The following is a 17,665-nucleotide window of genomic DNA, read 5'->3' as shown; positions in this document are numbered from 1 at the left end:
TTTTTAACTTAATTCAGTCCGCTACGTTCCAGCAAAGCATCAACCGTCGGTTCTTGACCGCGGAAACGCTTGTAGAGTGTCATCGGGTTCTCTGAAGCACCTTTTTCCAGTACTTCACGGCGGAACGATTCGGCAGTGGCACGGTCGAAAATACCGTGTTGTTTGAAATGCGCGAACGCGTCGGCATCAAGTACCTCTGCCCATTTGTAACCGTAGTAACCGGCAGCGTATCCACCGGCAAAGATATGGCCGAAGGCGGGACAGAATGCGGTACCTTTCACGATAGGCATAATCTCCGTGCGTCCCATGGCACGTTGCTCGAAGTCAACGAGAGGCTCGGTAACAGGAGCGGTGATCGTGTGCCATGCCATATCCACCATACCGAAACTCAACTGGCGTTCGCTGGCGTATCCCGACTGGAAATTGGACGAACGTTTGATCTTGTCGATATATTCCTGCGGGATGGTTTCCCCGGTCTGGTAGTGGGTTGCCCACGTGTCCAGCCACTCTTTTTCAAGCGCGTAGTTTTCCATGAATTGCGAGGGCAGTTCCACGAAGTCACGGGATACCCCGTCCATGGAAGTCGAACCGTAAGTACATTTGCCGAAGATGCCGTGTAAGGCATGTCCGAACTCGTGGAGGAAAGTGGTTACCTCGTTGAAGGTCAAGAGTGACGGCAGCGTGTCAGTGGGTTGCGTGAAGTTCATCACGAGTGACACGAGGGGACGCTGGTCTTTGCCGTCCACCGTCTTTTGCCCGCGGAAAGCGGTCATCCATGCACCGCCGCCCTTGCTTGCTCGCGGGAAAAAGTCCGTGTAAAGCACGGCGAGGAACGAGCCGTCATTATCGTAAACCTCGTAAGTCTTCACCTCGGGGTGGTAGCGCGGAATATTAGTCACTTCCTTGAACGTAATACCGTAAAGACGGGTAGCGAGGTCGAATACACCCCGTTGCACGTTTTCCAGTTTGAAATAGGGGCGCAACATCTCGTCATCGAGAGCGTATTTATCTTGCATCAATTTATTGGAATAGTATGCCCAATCCCAACGTTGCAATTCACCTTTCAACCCCTTGGCGCGGGCGTAAGCTTCCACTTCCGCTTTATCTTGCAGCGCGTGGCGGTGCGATGCCTCGTGCAATTGATCGATAAAGTTATTCACGATAGACGGGGTATTTGCCATCCGGTCGGTGAGGGCATAGTCGGCATAGGTCGGGTATCCCAGCAATTTCGCTTTTTCCAGTCGTAGCGCTGCGATACGTTTTACCACTTCCTCGTTGTTATGCTCGTTGTTGCGGTATGCACGGGAGGCGTTGGCACGGTACATCTTCTCGCGCAGGTCGCGATTGTCGGCGTATTTCATGAAAGGTCCCATGCTCGGGTAATGGAGGGTAAATATCCAGCCTTCTTTGCCGCGCTGTTTGGCGGTCATGGCTGCCATTTCCTTCACTCCGTCGGGAAGTCCCGCGAGGTCTTTCGCGTCGGTCACGTGCAACTCGAAATCATTGGTTTCCGCCAGTTCGTTTTTATCGAACGTGAGGCTTAGTTTCGACAGTTCCACGGATATTTCCTTGAACCGTTCCTTGGCATCGCCTTCGAGATTCGCGCCGCCGTCGATAAACGCTTTCCACGTGTTCTCCAGCAAGGTCGTTTGTTCCGTGTTAAGATTCAACTTCTCTTTCTGCTCGTGTACTTGTTTCACGCGGGCGAAAAGAGCGGGGTTCATGTATATGGCGTTGCCGTGAGCGGTGAGTTTGGGCGATACGTTCTGTGCGATATCCTGCATCACGCTGTCCGTCAGGCAGGCGTTCAGGTTGAAAAATATACCTGCCACGTCACCCAACCGCTTGCCGGCACCGTCCAGTGCCACGATGGTATTTTCGAATGTCGGCGCTTCTTTCGAGTTGGCGATGCGGTCGATATCCCGTTGTGCTTCCTCGATGGCAGCGTCAAAAGCGGGTTCGTAATGCTCCGCTTTGATCTTGTCAAAAGGGGGCGTCTGGTGGGGTGTGGCGAAGTCCGCCAACAGCGGGTTATCGTTCGTCTTTCCGCAAGATGCCACAAGTAAAATGATTGCAGCCATAGATAATGTTTTTCTCATGTTATATTATATTTGTTATTACTCGAATTTCGGGCACGAAGTTACGAAATAATTGAAAATTGAAAATGGAGAATTGAAAATGATTTACAATGTTTCCAGAACTACCCCAAAAAAGAGGTTTAGATTGAAGACCTTATTATTATATATATTTAATCATTCAATCTAAAATAGAGCCTTGGCTCGCGGGAGGCTTCATCATAGACTATTTTTTCCGTGTTTCCTTTTGAAGTGAAGTTTTCACCGGACGAGAAAAATAACAGGTCTCGTGCCTGTATAAGTATAAAAAATTGTATATTTGCCATATAGCAATTATTTCCTTGCATATCCGGTGGTCAATTATGGATAAATCTTATCCGGATATGTAGGGAATCATAGGATCGGCAATCTGGTTATTTTCCCCTTGAATACTATTTTAGGCTCCACGACGAAGGGGATGATAGAAACTGTAATATCTAGGGCAAGACTATCGTTCTTGATAGTTCCTTCATGCGTGTAGGACATTTTGCGAGAACCGACGCTGACGTTGCCATTTCCCTTTAAGCTAAAGATGCCGTTGGTAGAGGTAATGGTTGCCGTTGCCGCGTCTACCGTGATGCCGCGCACGGGCATAGTGAAGTCTACCAGCTTGAGGGCGAGCGTTTCGTTCGTGTCCGCCTGTATCTCGATACCGCAGGGAATGGGGCCTTCCGGTATCATGCCTTTGGCTTCAGGGGGTACCATCGCTTTCACGTGGTCGGGTAGCACGATGGTTGCTTCACCGCGGTACACCCCGGGTAGCTTATCGATATCACCGGTACGGCGGTCGGAACAGCTATTGCAGGAAGTAAATAAAACGGGCACCGACATGAAAACAACCAACAAGATAGTAAAGAAAATGTTCTTGTTCATGAACTATGGATTTATTTTTGTATTTTCGAGCGCTAAAAATAGAAACTTTTAGACGAAAAACCATCAGGATTATGAAATTTATAGGACAACTTATTCTCGTTTTGTTTGTTACCGCCGGGATGGCAGGTGTTGTATCAGCGGGAGCCAAGGACAAAAAAGATCACGGGGCAGCCGTTGCCGGAACGTACGACGGGAAGGCATACATCGAGATCATGCAGCGGGAATTGCCGTTGAAATTGGAATTGAAACGGATACACCGCGATAGCGTGATCGTCGAGGTGACGGACTTCGTGCTTCCCACGGGACAGAAGTTCAGCTATCGTTCCGCGGGAGTGTCCGTGAAACCGGAAGTGAAAGACGGCAAAACGGTGTACAAGTTGAACATTTCTTTTACCTATAATTATAATAGTATGCCGATGCGCGTAACTGCCACGGGAACGATCACCGACGGGGAACTGAATTCAACGGTGAAAGCGGTTATCATGGACGCCATGGAAACGAAAGTAACCTATAAAGCGAAGTGTACGACAAAGTAGTGAAAAGGCATGCGTACTGGATTTAGGGGATACGGCTAATGATACATCAGGAGGAAAAGATAATTCGTTACTTGAAAGAAAAAAACGCGGAATGCGTGAAGATGATATTTGATAATTATTATCAAGTATTGTGCTTGTTCGCTTTGCGTTTCGTGCATTCTTTCGAGGACGCGGAAGATGTGGTGCAGGAGGTGTTGGTAAACTTCTGGGAGAAGAAAAGAGGAACCGTGTTCGAGGGTTCCTTGAAGTCGTATTTGTTCGGGGCAGTACAAAAAGAAGCGTTATATATGATACGTCAATCGGGGCGTCTGATTTTCGAGGAAATCGGGAATTACTCGGATGTATTGCTTGACGAGGTATCTGTCGAACGTGAAGAAGATATTAACGCCCGTCGGGAGAAATTACGAAAAGAAATACAGCGATTGCCGGAGAAATGCCGGGAAGTATTCATCGCTATCGTGTTGGAAGGCTTGAGTTACAAAGAGGTTGCCGATAAACTGGGTGTTTCTGTCAATACCGTCAAAACGCATTACGCGAGAGCGTTGAAACAATTGCGCGATAACCTCGATACGATTATCCTGTTGATTTTACTGCGGCTGAGAAAATTGGTGGTGTCCTGAGCTTTTCCCTATGCCTCTGCTTCATTACACCTATTCTTCTCTCTATCTTCGTTAATTGTAATTAATGAATAAAACTTTTATAATCCTATTGTTATTCTATTTTAATAGAATGACAATAGAATGGCAATAGAATAACAGTGCTTGCAACCAAGGCGTAATACCTTGTCATATAGGGCGAAACACATTCTTGGCGAGAAATAATATTAAGTATAGAATATTCGTTCATGATGAAGATATTCTAACAAGAAAAAGTGTTCGGAGTATAAATTTTGTATCCCGTTAAATGTTTGATTCAGAATGATTAATAGCCGTTGAGATTTTTTTTACACAAAATCTCTGGAAAAGACGAATAAAAAGGGACAAATGTCTTCGTAATGCCTGTCAATAAGGCGTTTGCGAAGACAAATGAGGACAGGCGAAAAATCGAGGTAACGTAAAGGAAAGCGGATTTATGAAGAAGAACGGTCTCCAAATCATTACCCGCCGAATGGTGATTTTTAACACACCGTGTTGTATTTGGCAGCTTGTGGCACAGGTTGGCATATCAAGGTCTAACTCGTTGAGTAATAACTTTGCAAACAAAAAACGAGTATGGCAAGAAGCACATTCAAGGTTCTGTTCTACGTGAACGGCAGCAAGGAGAAAAACGGTATTGTCCCCATCATGGGACGAGTGACAATCAACGGGACTGTGGCGCAGTTCAGTTGTAAGCAGAACATCCCGAAAACGCTTTGGGACGTGAAAGGAAACAAGGCGAAAGGCAAGAGCCGCGAGGCACGAGACATCAACCTTGCCCTTGACAACATCAAGGCGCAAATCATCAAACATTACCAGCGCATTTCAGACCGCGAGGCATTTGTTACGGCTGAGATGGTGCGCAACGCCTATCAGGGAATCGGCAGCGAGTATGAGACGCTGCTAAAAGCATTCGACCGTGAGAACGAAGTGTTCAAGAAACGGGTAGGCAAAGACAGGGTAATGGCTACCTATCGGGCACGTGTACGGGCAAGAAACCATGTAGCCGCCTTTATCAAGTCGTTTTACAGACGCAGCGATATGTCCATGTTGGAACTTACTCCCGATTTCATCAAGGAGTTCGCCGCATACCTCTCGACTGAAGCCGGATTGCGGAACGGTTCGATATGGGCAAACTGTATGTGGCTGAAAGGCGTGGTCATGAAAGCGCATTATAACGGGTTGATACCGCGCAATCCTTTCATCCAGTTTCATATCAGCCCCAATGTGAAAGAACGGGAATATCTGACGGAGGATGAACTGAAAGCGGTCATGACACATGAGTTTGCAGACAGCAAGCTCGCATACATCCGTGACATTTTCATCTTTGCCAGTTTCACCGCCTTGTCATTCGTGGACATTCAGGAACTGACGAATGACAACATCGTGGAGGTGAACGGCGAGAAGTGGATATTGTCCAAACGCCACAAGACAAAAGTCGCCTTCCAAGTGAAGCTGCTGGATATACCCTTGCAGATAGTCGAACGCTACCGACCGATGCAGAAAGACAATCGTATATTCCCCGGCTTGAACTATTGGTCTATCTGCAAACCGTTGAAACGGATGATAAGGGAATGTGGCATAACCAAGTCAATATCATTTCATTGCAGTCGTCATGGCTTCGCAACATTAGCTTTGAGCAAGGGGATGCCCATTGAAAGCGTAAGCCGTGTGTTGGGACATACGAATATAGTCACGACCCAACTCTACGCAAAGATAACCACGCAGAAGCTCGACAACGACCTGACCATGTTCGGCGACAAACTGAGTAAGACGTTTAACGGAATAACGATGTCATGAGTATGAGAAGAAACAGCATAACAGTGAATGAATCCGGCAATATCATCATGCCGGAGAATGTCTCAAACATTTGGATGAGCGAGCCGGAATTGGTGGAACTGTTCGGAGTAATTGCTCCGACACTTCGTTCTGCCATCAGAAACATCTATAACAGTGGAGCATTAAAAGAATACGAGGTACAGAAGTATGTTCGGCAGGAGAACGGGTATCATGCCGATGTGTTCAGCTTTCCGATGATAGTCGCACTTGCTTTCCGCATTGACAGCTTCGGTGCGGAACAGGTGCGCAATGCCATATTTAAAAGGCTGTACTTGCGAAAAGAGAAAACAAATATCTTCTTTTCGCTGGGTATAAATGGTTGGGATATGTCTAATTATCAGGCATAAGTTCTAATGATATGACGACATGAAGTAGTGAGACCTATGCGTATTCCCATTGCCAACAATGTATTTATACGAGTATGTGAATAGGTGTATTGCCATTCATACGTACGATTACGACAAAGAGGGTGTGTCAAAACTCAATTATTAAAAAGATGAACTTATAATTTGAAATTTGAGCATCCTAAAAGATCCCCAAAAGGGTCGTATCATTACTCCATACAGAGCTTGATACGACCCTTTTAAGTGTTATACGTTACAATCTGTAACTTTTAGAAGTTGTCATTTCTGTTTTGACACACCCTCCTTTTGTTGTATGTCATAAAGCCAAATCCAAGAAAATCTTACGTGAGGTATGCGTGAGTTGTTAATCCGTTCTGCGCTAATTGCCGAGTTTTGCACTGATTAAACAAAAAAATGAAGTGCTAATGAAACAAGGCAACTTTGAAAATGAGGAGTTTATCCGTGTGGGTACTACCCTCTACAAGTTAGTGAACCAGCCCCGTCTGAACGGAGGCTATGTGAAGAAGCGCATCGTGTGGAACAACGAAACACTGCGGCAGGACTACGGCAAGGACTATCTCGCCACCGTGCCGAAGTACGACGGCTTCTGCACCGTCCCCGACCATGTGGACTACCGTCCCGTGGTGGACAAGTTCCTGAACCTCTACGAGCCGATAGGACACCGTCCGCAACAAGGCGAGTTTCCCTGTATCCGGTCATTGGTGCGCCATATCTTCGGTGAACAGTATGAATTGGGCATGGACTATCTTCAATTGCTCTACCTGCAACCCGTGCAGAAACTGCCTATCCTGCTGTTGGTATCAGAAGAACGCAACACGGGCAAGAGTACATTCCTGAACTTCCTGAAAGCTGTGTTTCAAAACAATGTCACTTTCAATACCAACGAGGACTTCCGCAGCCAGTTCAATTCCGACTGGGCAGGAAAACTGCTCATCGTGGTGGACGAGGTATTGCTCAACCGCAGGGAGGACAGCGAGCGGTTGAAGAACCTCAGCACCACACTTTCCTACAAGGTGGAAGCCAAAGGCAAAGACCGTGACGAGATAGCGTTCTTTGCCAAGTTCGTGCTATGCTCCAACAACGAGTATCTGCCTGTTATCATTGATGCAGGTGAAACACGCTATTGGGTGCGCAAGATAGACCGTCTGCAATCCGATGACACAGACTTCCTGCAAAAGCTGAAAGCTGAGATACCTGCCTTTCTGTATTACCTGCAATACAGACAACTTTCCACCGAAAAGGAAAGCCGTATGTGGTTTGCGCCCTCTTTGCTGCATACCGAAGCCTTGCAGAAGATTATCCGCAGCAACCGCAACCGATTGGAGATAGAGATGTGCGAACTTATCCTTGACATTATGGAAAGTGTCGGCACGGACACATTCTCGTTCTGCCACAACGACATTCTTCTTTTGCTGGTACATTCGCAGGTAAAGGTGGAGAAGCACCAAGTCAGAAAGGTATTGCAGGAATGTTGGAAACTTACTCCTGCCTCTAACGGGCTTACATATACCACTTACCAATTCAATTACAATCGGGAGTGCCGATATGAGCCGATAAAAAGAGTCGGTCGTTTCTACACCGTCACAAGGGAACAACTTGAATCCCTGTAATACTATTCTTTTTTTGTTGAATTGATGAATAATGATATAACCATACTGATAATAAACAGCATACACTCTCAACAAATTCTCAACAATCGAAAAGAAAAGTTGAGAGGGAAACAGCATCAGTTTGTTGGATTCTCTATTTGTGAGTGGTTTGTTGAGAAGATGTTGAGAATATAAAGCATTAACGTATAGGACAATACATATCTCATTCATCAAATCAACGTTTTTACAGTCATCATCAAATCCATAGAAATTATATCATGAACATCCAAGAAGCAAAACAAATCAAAATTGCGGACTATCTGCAAAGTTTGGGTTATTCGCCCGTAAAGCAACAGGGAAACTGCCTGTGGTATAAATCCCCGTTCCGTCAGGAAACGGAAGCCTCGTTCAAGGTGAACACCGACCGCAACCTGTGGTTCGATTATGGACTGGGAAGAGGTGGTAACATCATCGCACTTGCAGGGGTACTGTACGCATCCGACCATGTGCCTTATCTGCTTGGCAAGATAGCGGAACAGGCACCACACATCCGTCCCATATCTTTCTCTTTTCGCCAGCAGGCATCCGAACCGAGTTTCCAACATTTGGAGGTGGGCGAACTCACCCATCCGGCATTGCTCCGATACTTGCAGGAACGGGGCATAAACATCGCTTTGGCAAAGGCGCAATGTAAAGAGCTCCACTTCACCCATAACGGCAAGCCCTATTTCGCCATCGGTTTTCCGAATGTGGCGGGAGGATTTGAAGTGCGTAACCGTTTTTTCAAAGGCTGTGTCGCACCCAAAGACATCAGCCATATTCGGCAACAGGGAGAAGCGAGAGAGAAATGCCTTGTATTCGAGGGCATGATGGACTATCTTTCATTCCTCACGTTGCGGAAGAGGAACTGCTCGAACTTGCCCGACCTTGACAGGCAGGATTACGTCATCCTCAATTCGACCGCCAATGTTTCCAAAGCTATAGATGTGCTGCACGGGTATGGACGTATCCACTGCATGCTCGACAATGACGAGGCGGGAAGAAAGGCGTATCGGGAATTGGAAAGGAAGTTCGCCGGACGCATCCGCGACTTCTCCGACAACTACAAAGGGCATAAAGACCTGAACGATTACCTGCGTGGAATCCGGCAGAAATTAGCCGTTAGTCCACCGCCAAGAACTATCGTAAAACCCAAGAAGAAAGGGTTGGGATTATGACATCCCGAATGAGAAAAACGGGAGATGCCCGAAACTCATTCCTTAAGGATTGGGAGGTAGCAAGTTTGTGTTTCGGGTGTACCGAAACCGCTTGCCACCCACCATCCAAATTGCAGGAGGTGGCATCCCGTCGGTCTATACAGTTGAATCAGTAACCGAATTAAAAGGAATAAAATATGGAACAGACAAAGGAACACAAGGAACGCAACAAGGGAGGTCGCCCCAAGAAGGAAGCAACCGAGAAACTGAAATACCGTATCGCAGTGAAAATGACGGCAGCCGACTACTTCCGCCTGCTGACACGATCGCATGAGGCGGGCGTATCACCAAGCGAGTACATGAGGGAATGTTTCCGTAACGGTCATGTGAAAGAACGGCTGTCGGAGGAACATGCCGGATACATCCGCCAACTCTGCGGCATGGCTAACAATCTCAACCAGCTTGCGCGTAAGGCAAACGCCGGAGGCTTCCACGATGAACGGTGGGACTGCAAGGTGGCAGTGGCAAGGATTCATGAACTTATAACCAAGATAGGGATATGATGGCGAAAATCGTAAAAGGAAGCGACTTCAAGGGTGCGGTGGATTACATCATCGACAAGAAGAAGGATACGCAGATAGTAGCAAGCGAAGGCTTGTTTATGGAAAATCTGGAAACTATCGCCATGAGTTTCAATGCCCAGTCACGGATGAACGATAAGGTGACAAAACCTGTCGGACATATCGCGTTGAGTTTTTCCAAAGAGGATGAGTTACGGCTGACGAACCGTATCATGGCAGGCATCGCGCTTGAATATATGGAACGGATGGGAATCAAGAATACGCAGTTCTTCATCGCCCAGCATTTCGACAAGGAGCATCCACACGTGCATATTGCTTTCAACCGCATAGACAACAACGGCAATACCATATCGGACAGGCACGAGCGTCTGCGCAGTACCCGCATCTGCAAGGAATTGACCTTGAAATACGGCTTGCATATGGCTGGCGGAAAGGACAATGTCAAACGCAACCGCCTGAAAGAGCCAGACAGGACGAAATATGCGCTTTACGACATCATCAAAATGGAAGTCGGCAGATGCGGCAACTGGAACGTGCTTATCGCCAACCTGAAACGGCAGGGAGTGGAAGTACATTTCAAGCATAAGGGGCAGACCAGCGAGGTGCAGGGTGTTGTATTCTCCATGAATGGCTACCATTTCAACGGCTCCAAAGTGGACAGGCGTTTCAGTTATTCCAAGATTGACGCGGCTTTGCAGCACAACAGATGCAGGGAACGTATGGGAATAACAGCCGGAATATATGAAACGGCTACACCAAGCGCACCGTCCGGCACGGCACAAAGCGAGTTGTTCAACGGCTCTTGGGGATTGCTAAAAAGCAGTGGCTCATCTTATAACGCTGCTGATGCGGAAGCCAATCAGGAAATGGTGGATATACTTCGCAGAAGGAAGAAAGTTAAGCGCAAGAGAGGTGTTGGGTTCTAATATTCTGTACTAATCCAATTCTCACGACACTTGCGCTCTATATTCATTCGGAGTGTAACCTACCTCTTTCTTGAACAGTCGGGTAAAATGTTGCGGGTACTGAAAACCGAGATTATAGGCGATTTCATTAACGGTGTCGTCTGTAGATGCAAGTTCCGTCTTGGCTATTTCAATAGACTTGTCATGAATGAAATGCAGGGCGGTTGAACCTGTTTCTTTTTTCAATAAATCACTGAAATAGTTGGGCGAGAGGCAGAGCTTGTCTGCACAATACTGTACAGTGGGCAAGCCTATCCGTTTAGCAGCCCCATCATGGAAGTATTCGTCAAGCAACCGCTCAAATCTTGCGAGGATGTCTCGGTTTTGGTTGTCGCGTGTGATGAACTGGCGGTCATAGAAACGTGTGCAGTAATCAAGGAACGTCTTGATGCTGTCTGTGATGAGGTTCTTGCTGTGACGGTGTATCGGATGGTTCAATTCATATTGAATCTTGTGGAAGCAATCCATGATGATTTGCCGTTCTTCCACACTAAGGTGCAATGCCTCGTTTGTCTCGTAGGAAAAGAACGAATATTCACGCATTATCCGCCCGAGAGGTGTATTCCGCAGCAGGTCGGGATGGAACATAAGCAGGTAGCCATCTGGTTGGAACTGCATGCCGTCATCTTCCGCACCGAACACCTGTCCGGGCGCGATAAATATCAGTGTGCATAATTATTCCTAAGTCTGTGAAACCGGAACGCATGAAGCAGAATCTCGACATATTAGACTTCACCCTGTCGGCCGACGACATGGCACGGATAAAGACGCTGGATACCGACAAGCCTTTCTTACTCGGCTCGCACGAAGATCCAGAAATCGTAAAATGGTTCATGCAGTACAAAAACGCCTGAACATCAACAACCATATTTCGATAGCCGCTATCGACTATATTAAGAAGTTATTCGTATATGCCTTTATTGTAATCCGTCATGTACTGAGTAAATGTTTTGCCTGTTTGCTGTTTGAAGAAGCGCATGAGATGGCTCGGATCAGAGAAATTGAAATCATCCGCCATTTCACTGACAGTGCGGTTGGAGAATAGCAATTCGTTCTTCAGTTCCTCAAGCAGACGTTGTTTTATCAAATGGGTAGCTGATACTCCGAATTGGGCTTTTACTGAGTTATTGAGTGTGATGCGACTGACATGAAGCATGTCTGCATATTCCTGCACCCGCTGGTGGGTGCGGATATTCTGTTCCAACAAGTCCTTGAACCGAAAAGCGAAATTGTTTTTAGCAATTTCAGCGGGCAAGCAATAGGCGGCAGCGTATGTACGATTGATAATCAGCAAAAGATAATATAGTAAGGAAACAATGATATTGTACGTATCGGACACTGGATTCATCAGCTCATACTTAATCTTTCCGAGCAGCCGCATATATTCCTTCATTTCGTCATGTGTGGCATTGATGTAAGGCGGCGTATCTGTCTGGTAACAATACAAAAGGCGAAAAACGAAGAACTTGTCGGCGATAAAAGTACGCATGAAATCTTCGCGGAATATAAGGAACGTGTAATCCAACGCCGTCTCATCTACATGCCACTCTTGTTGCTGATGGGGTGAAAGCAGGAGAACCATGCCGTCGCGCAGTTCAATCTTGCGGAAGTTCAGTAGCAAATATCCGTTTGCCTTACGGAAAAAGTAGAAGCTGAAGAAGTCTGTCTTAAACCGCTTGTTTTCTGTCAGCACAAGTCCGATGTCCTTGTTTATGGCAGTATTGATGTAAAAATCCACGCCGCAGCGTGTCTTGTTGAACGGTACGCTGACCAGTCGATCAGGGTTGATTATCTCGTCCATATCCTTGTCGTTTTTGCAAAGATAATAATTTCATTTATCAAAATGGCATAATTACCGTTTTTTCAGGCATAGATGTTTCGCCGGATTCTTCCGAACTTTGCACCCGTAATCAATAACAAGACATATAGTCATGAAAAAGACATCCACAGTACAATTGGTGCGCAATGCCACCTTGAAAATCAGGTATGCGGGACACACCATGCTAATTGACCCCGTTTTAGCCGACAAAGGCACTTTGATATCGGCCCTCGGTGTGAATAAAACACCGAGGGTACACCTCACCATTCCTATTCAGGATATTATCGGAGGCGTGGACATGGTGCTCCTGACCCACAATCACATCGACCATTACGAGCCGAGTGTCCCCACACATTTGCCCAAAGAAATTCCTTTCTACGTTCAGCCCCAGGACGCGGACGCCATCAGAAACGACGGATTTACAAATGTGATACCCATCGAAGAAATAAAAACAATAGACGGCATATCCATTTACCGCACGACCGGACATCATGGTTTCGGGCAGATCGGGCAGATGATGGGACCTGTATCAGGTTATGTGCTAAAAGCCGAGGGCTTCCCGACCGTTTATATAATGGGTGACTGCCGATGGGAAGCATGTATCCGAGACACCGTGGAACGGTTCAATCCTGACTATATCGTGGTAAACTCCGGAGGTGCAATCTTTCCCGAATTTTCCAAAACGGACGGTCCTATCATCCCCGACGAGAACGAAGTGATGCAGATACTTGACGAATTGCCTTCGCATATCAAGCTGATAGCCGTACACATGGATGCCATCGACCATTGCCAGACCACCCGTGCAATTCTGCGCAATGAGGCAACGCATCACGAAGCCGACATGAGCCGGCTGATTATCCCGGAGGACGGAGAAACAGTTGTGTTATGAGTGTCTGCATTAAATCCCTGATAAAAAACATGAACATAGTGGTAGGGTGCACTATAGGATGCCCTTACTGCTATGCCCGTAACAACTGCCGCCGTTTCCACATTACCGACGACTTTTCCGTGCCTGAATACATGGAACGAAAACTGCGCATCATCGATACGTCCCGTCCTCATGTGTGGCTCATGACAGGAATGAGCGATTTCTCCGATTGGAAGCCTGAATGGAACGCAGAAATTTTCGAGCGGATCAGCAGCAATCCCCAGCACGCCTATATCTTTCTGACGAAGCGCCCTGACAAAATCAGTTTCTCCTCTGACGACGAGAACGTATGGATGGGCGTGACCGTCACGCGCAGTTCCGAGAAAAGGAGGATTGATGATTTGAAAAAGAATATCAAAGCACGACACTACCATGTCACGTTTGAACCTCTCTTCGATGATATCGGCGAGATTGATTTCGAGGGAATTGACTGGATTGTCATAGGCACAGAGACCGGAAACCGAAAAGGAAAGTCATATTCGCGCCCCGAATGGGTGCTTAGCATTGCAGAACAGGCAAAGGCTCATGGCATACCGGTGTTCATGAAAGAGGATTTGCTGCCGATTATGGGCGACGAAAGAATGATTCAGGAATTGCCGGAACAATTTACCAGACGAATACAATGAATATGGATACAATAAAGGAAATAGATGTAAAGAGTGTAATGACCAAATCCTCTCTGCCGGTGGGAGGATATTCGGTCAACCCTTATGTAGGGTGTCCCCACGCCTGCAGGTATTGCTACGCATCGTTCATGAAACGGTTCACCGGGCACACCGAGCCGTGGGGTACGTTTTTAGATGTAAAAAACTGGAAGCCGATAACGAATCCTCATAAATACGACGGTGAACGTGTTGTAATAGGGTCTGTGACGGACGGTTACAATCCGTATGAAGAAGAATTCCACCGTACCCGAAGGCTGCTCGAAGAGCTGCGAGGAAGCGATGCCGAGATTATGATATGCACAAAGTCCGATCTTGTCCTTCGCGATCTCGACCTGTTGAAGAGTTTTCCCAAAGTGACTGTGTCATGGTCTGTCAATACGCTCGACGAGCAGTTCTGCGCAGATATGGACAACGCCGTAAGCATTGAACGCCGTCTGAAAGCGATGCGTCAGACATACGAGGCAGGTATCCGCACCGTATGCTTCGTCTCGCCCATATTCCCCAGAATAACAGACGTGAAGGCAATAATAGAGGAGGTAAAAGATTATGCTGATTTAATCTGGCTTGAAAACCTGAATTTACGCGGGCAGTTCAAAGGCGGGATAATGACGTATATCCGTGAGAAGTATCCTGACCTCATACCGCTTTACGAGGAAATTTACAATAAAAAAAGGCTTGAATACTGGCAGGCATTGGAGCAGGACATTTCAAATTACGCCAAGGAGCAGGGCTTCCCGTATCGTATAAACGATCTGCCATACGGACGCTCGGAAAAAGGCAAACCTGTCATCGTAAACTACTTCTACCACGAAAAAATACGATTGACAAAATGAGGCTATGCCGGACTGATGCAGAAAAGTTGTAGCGCGGATAAAAGCACCATGTATGTGGATAATATCCGGCAATCTTCCGAGCGTATGCGGGAGATGCTCAACACGCTGCTGGATTTCTTCCGTCTGGACAACGGCAAGGAGCAACCCAACCTTTCCCCTTGCAGGATTTCCGCAATCACGCATATTCTTGAAACGGAGTTCATGCCCATTGCCATGAACAAGGGGCTGACTTTGATAGTGGAGAGCCACACCGATGCGGTGGTTTTGACCGACAAGGAACGTATCCTGCAAATCGGCAACAACTTGTTGTCAAACGCCATCAAGTTCACGGATAACGGTAGTGTATCATTGGCAGCGGATTATGATAACGGTTTGCTGAAACTTATCGTTGAAGATACCGGTACGGGCATGACCGAAGATGAGCAACAACGAGTATTCGGTGCATTTGAACGTCTTTCAAATGCCGCCGCAAAAGACGGCTTCGGATTAGGATTGTCCATCGTGCAGCGTATTGTGGCGATGCTCGGTGGAACTATACACTTGGAAAGCGAGAAAGGCAAAGGGAGCCGCTTCACGGTGGAAATTCCCATGCAGACAGCCGAGGAACTGCCGGAACAGACAATTCAAGCGCAAATGCGCCATAATCATATCTGCCATGATGTGATTGCCATCGACAATGACGAGGTACTTCTCCTTATGTTGAAAGAAATGTATGCCCATGAAGGGATGCACTGCGATACCTGTACCAATGTTTCGGTACTGATGGAGCTGATACGAAAAAAGGAATACAGCCTGCTTCTGACGGATCTGAATATGCCTGAGATAAGCGGTTTTGAACTGCTGGAACTGTTGCGCTCATCCAATGTAGGCAACTCGAAGAGTATTCCCATAGTCGTGACAACCGCTTCGGGCAGTTGCAGCAAGGAGGAACTTATAGGGCGTGGATTTGCCGGATGCCTGTTCAAGCCGTTCTCCATATCCGAACTGATGGAGATTACGGATAAATGCGCATTAAGCAGCATATTGGATGAAAAGCCGGATTTTTCCACTCTGCTATCTTATGGCAATGAATCCGTCATGCTGGACAAACTGATAGCGGAAACCGAAAAGGAAATGCAGGCGGTCAAGGATGCAGAACAGCGTAAAGACCTCCAAGAACTGGACACACTTACACACCATCTGCGAAGTTCATGGCAGATTCTCCGTGCCGACCAGCCATTGAGGGAACTTTACGCCCAACTTCATGGAAGTGCCACTCCAGATGACGAAGCGATATGCAAAGCGGTGACCGGCTGTGCTGGATAAAGGTGCTGAAATTATCCGGCAGGCAAAAGAAGAAAGGAAAAATACGAAAATGGATAAAACAAGAATCATCGTGGTGGAGGACAATATCGTGTATTGCGAGTTTGTCTGCAACCTGCTGGCACGGGAAGGATTCCGTACCGTGCAGGCTTACCACCTCTCGACCGCGAAGAAACTTCTGCAACAAGCCTCAGACGGGGACATCGTGGTTTCTGACCTACGACTACCCGACGGTGACGGCATCGACCTATTACGATGGATGCGCAAGGAAGGCATGACACAACCGTTAATCATCATGACCAACTATGCCGAAGTGCATACGGCAGTCGAAAGTATGAAACTCGGCTCGCTGGACTATATCCCCAAGCAGCTTGTGGAGGATAAACTTATGCCTCTGCTTCATACCATCCTGAAAGAACGGAGTATCGGACGAAATCGTATGCCCGTTTTTGCCCGTGACAGTTCCGCCTTTCAGAAAATCATGCAACAGATAAGATTAGTTGCCCCTACTGATATGAGCGTGCTGATATTCGGAGAGAACGGCACGGGCAAGGAGCATATCGCCCACCATCTGCATGATAAGAGCAAAAGGGCAGGGAAACCGTTTGTGCCTGTGGACTGCGGTTCACTCTCCAAAGACCTTGCGCCCTCGGCATTCTTCGGACATGTCAAAGGCGCGTTTACGGGTGCGGACAGCACAAAGAAAGGATACATCAATGAGGCAGAGGGTGGCACATTGTTCTTGGATGAGGTAGGCAATCTCGCATTGGAAACCCAGCAGATGTTACTCCGTGCCATACAGGAACGGAGATACCGCCCTATAGGTGACAAGACGGACAAGAGCTTCAATGTCCGCATCATCGCCGCCACCAACGAGGATCTGGAGAAAGCGGTCATTGAAAAACGTTTCCGACAGGATTTGCTGTACCGTTTGCACGACTTCGAGATAACTGTTCCGCCCTTGCGTGACTGTCAGGAGGACATCATGCCGTTGGCGGAGTTCTTCCGTGAGATTGCCAACAATGAATTGGAATGTAGCGTGACTGGGTTCGATGCGGAAGCCCGTAAGACATTGCTGACCCATCCGTGGCCGGGTAATGTCCGTGAGCTTCGGCAGAAGATAATGGGCGCGGTGTTGCAGGCACAGACGGGAGTTGTCATGAAAGAGCATCTGGAACTTGCCGTAACGAAACCGACCTCACCTGTCAGCTTCGCCTTGCGAAACGATGCGGAGGACAAGGAACGCATCTTACGCGCGTTGAAGCAGGCAAACGGAAACCGCAAGGTTGCCGCCGAATTGCTCGGAATCGGACGTACAACGCTGTATAGCAAGTTGGAAGAGTATGGATTAAAGTATAAATTTCAGCAATCATAGCCCGCAACTTGCCGAAAATAGAAGTAACGGTTAAACCGGATTATTCAGCG

At 47.3% G+C, this 17,665-nt stretch carries 18 protein-coding genes and 1 pseudogene; 15 read left to right on the top strand and 4 right to left on the bottom strand.

Features of this window, described 5'->3' with window-relative positions:
- Nucleotides 1–8: 8 nt before the first annotated feature.
- Nucleotides 9–2,099: a M3 family metallopeptidase gene (locus H8S64_RS17055; RefSeq protein WP_255469583.1), complete on the bottom strand. Its 2,091-nt coding sequence runs from the start codon at nt 2,097–2,099 to the stop codon at nt 9–11.
- Nucleotides 2,100–2,468: 369 nt separating this feature from the next.
- Complete coding sequence (locus H8S64_RS17050) at nt 2,469–2,987, bottom strand: calycin-like domain-containing protein (RefSeq protein WP_186977631.1); 519 nt, start codon at nt 2,985–2,987, stop codon at nt 2,469–2,471.
- 71 nt (nt 2,988–3,058) lie between these two features.
- Between H8S64_RS17050 and H8S64_RS17045 the strand changes: the two genes are divergently transcribed.
- The 9 genes from H8S64_RS17045 to H8S64_RS17005 all read left to right on the top strand — a co-directional run bounded on the left by H8S64_RS17045 (nt 3,059) and on the right by H8S64_RS17005 (nt 10,654).
- Nucleotides 3,059–3,523, top strand: a complete 465-nt coding sequence (locus H8S64_RS17045) for a hypothetical protein (protein WP_099290372.1) — start codon at nt 3,059–3,061, stop codon at nt 3,521–3,523.
- A gap of 38 nt (nt 3,524–3,561) precedes the next feature.
- Complete coding sequence (locus H8S64_RS17040) at nt 3,562–4,143, top strand: RNA polymerase sigma factor (RefSeq protein WP_186977630.1); 582 nt, start codon at nt 3,562–3,564, stop codon at nt 4,141–4,143.
- A 591-nt stretch (nt 4,144–4,734) separates the two neighbouring features.
- Nucleotides 4,735–5,958, top strand: a complete 1,224-nt coding sequence (locus tag H8S64_RS17035; RefSeq protein WP_005775881.1) for a site-specific integrase — start codon at nt 4,735–4,737, stop codon at nt 5,956–5,958.
- The gene (locus H8S64_RS17030; protein ID WP_004328110.1) at nt 5,955–6,344 is read left to right on the top strand and encodes a virulence RhuM family protein; all 390 of its coding nucleotides are present in this window, start codon (nt 5,955–5,957) and stop codon (nt 6,342–6,344) included. The genes H8S64_RS17035 and H8S64_RS17030 overlap by 4 nt, the downstream gene beginning before the upstream one ends.
- 422 nt (nt 6,345–6,766) lie before the next feature.
- Nucleotides 6,767–7,972: a primase-helicase family protein gene (locus H8S64_RS17025; protein ID WP_004328112.1), complete on the top strand. Its 1,206-nt coding sequence runs from the start codon at nt 6,767–6,769 to the stop codon at nt 7,970–7,972.
- 257 nt (nt 7,973–8,229) lie between these two features.
- The gene (locus H8S64_RS17020; RefSeq protein WP_005775883.1) at nt 8,230–9,168 is read left to right on the top strand and encodes a DUF8464 domain-containing protein; all 939 of its coding nucleotides are present in this window, start codon (nt 8,230–8,232) and stop codon (nt 9,166–9,168) included.
- Nucleotides 9,169–9,176: 8 nt separating this feature from the next.
- Nucleotides 9,177–9,323 (top strand): hypothetical protein, encoded by a 147-nt coding sequence (locus H8S64_RS17015; RefSeq protein WP_008145218.1) that lies wholly within the window; start codon nt 9,177–9,179, stop codon nt 9,321–9,323.
- Between the two features lie 21 nt (nt 9,324–9,344).
- Nucleotides 9,345–9,710, top strand: coding sequence for a MobC family plasmid mobilization relaxosome protein (locus H8S64_RS17010; RefSeq protein ID WP_004329306.1), 366 nt, complete (start codon nt 9,345–9,347; stop codon nt 9,708–9,710).
- On the top strand, nt 9,707–10,654 hold the full coding sequence (locus H8S64_RS17005; RefSeq protein ID WP_004329305.1) for a relaxase/mobilization nuclease domain-containing protein: 948 nt from the start codon (nt 9,707–9,709) through the stop codon (nt 10,652–10,654). The genes H8S64_RS17010 and H8S64_RS17005 overlap by 4 nt, the downstream gene beginning before the upstream one ends.
- A gap of 21 nt (nt 10,655–10,675) precedes the next feature.
- Here the strand turns inward: H8S64_RS17005 and H8S64_RS17000 are convergent, their stop codons facing one another.
- Complete coding sequence (locus H8S64_RS17000) at nt 10,676–11,311, bottom strand: helix-turn-helix domain-containing protein (protein WP_224201639.1); 636 nt, start codon at nt 11,309–11,311, stop codon at nt 10,676–10,678.
- A gap of 47 nt (nt 11,312–11,358) precedes the next feature.
- Between H8S64_RS17000 and H8S64_RS16995 the strand changes: the two genes are divergently transcribed.
- Nucleotides 11,359–11,547, top strand: a complete 189-nt coding sequence (locus H8S64_RS16995; protein WP_005775886.1) for a hypothetical protein — start codon at nt 11,359–11,361, stop codon at nt 11,545–11,547.
- Between the two features lie 47 nt (nt 11,548–11,594).
- Here H8S64_RS16995 and H8S64_RS16990 read toward each other — a convergent pair whose 3' ends face one another.
- Entirely contained in the window at nt 11,595–12,494 is a 900-nt protein-coding gene (locus H8S64_RS16990) for a helix-turn-helix domain-containing protein (protein WP_004329302.1), read from the bottom strand.
- Between the two features lie 130 nt (nt 12,495–12,624).
- On the opposite strand from H8S64_RS16990, the gene H8S64_RS16985 reads away from it, so the two are divergent.
- From H8S64_RS16985 to H8S64_RS16965, 5 genes and pseudogenes are all read left to right on the top strand, one after another.
- Nucleotides 12,625–13,401, top strand: coding sequence for an MBL fold metallo-hydrolase (locus H8S64_RS16985; protein ID WP_004329300.1), 777 nt, complete (start codon nt 12,625–12,627; stop codon nt 13,399–13,401).
- A complete protein-coding gene (locus H8S64_RS16980) occupies nt 13,398–14,066 on the top strand; it encodes a radical SAM mobile pair protein A (protein ID WP_004329299.1) in 669 nt (222 codons plus the stop codon). Before H8S64_RS16985 ends, H8S64_RS16980 begins: the two co-directional genes overlap by 4 nt.
- Complete coding sequence (locus tag H8S64_RS16975; protein WP_004329298.1) at nt 14,063–14,938, top strand: radical SAM mobile pair protein B; 876 nt, start codon at nt 14,063–14,065, stop codon at nt 14,936–14,938. The genes H8S64_RS16980 and H8S64_RS16975 overlap by 4 nt, the downstream gene beginning before the upstream one ends.
- Nucleotides 14,939–16,300 (top strand): annotated as a pseudogene (locus H8S64_RS16970) (sensor histidine kinase); the annotation flags it as partial. It lies immediately after the preceding gene.
- A complete protein-coding gene (locus tag H8S64_RS16965) occupies nt 16,293–17,615 on the top strand; it encodes a sigma-54-dependent transcriptional regulator (RefSeq protein WP_186977629.1) in 1,323 nt (440 codons plus the stop codon). The pseudogene H8S64_RS16970 and the gene H8S64_RS16965, both read left to right, overlap by 8 nt.
- Nucleotides 17,616–17,665 lie beyond the last annotated feature (50 nt).

Source organism: Butyricimonas hominis (genome assembly GCF_014287455.1).
GTDB classification, from domain to species: domain Bacteria; phylum Bacteroidota; class Bacteroidia; order Bacteroidales; family Marinifilaceae; genus Butyricimonas; species Butyricimonas muris.
The sequence above is the reverse complement of the archived record's forward strand: the minus strand, read 5'-3'. Positions and strand labels throughout refer to the sequence as shown.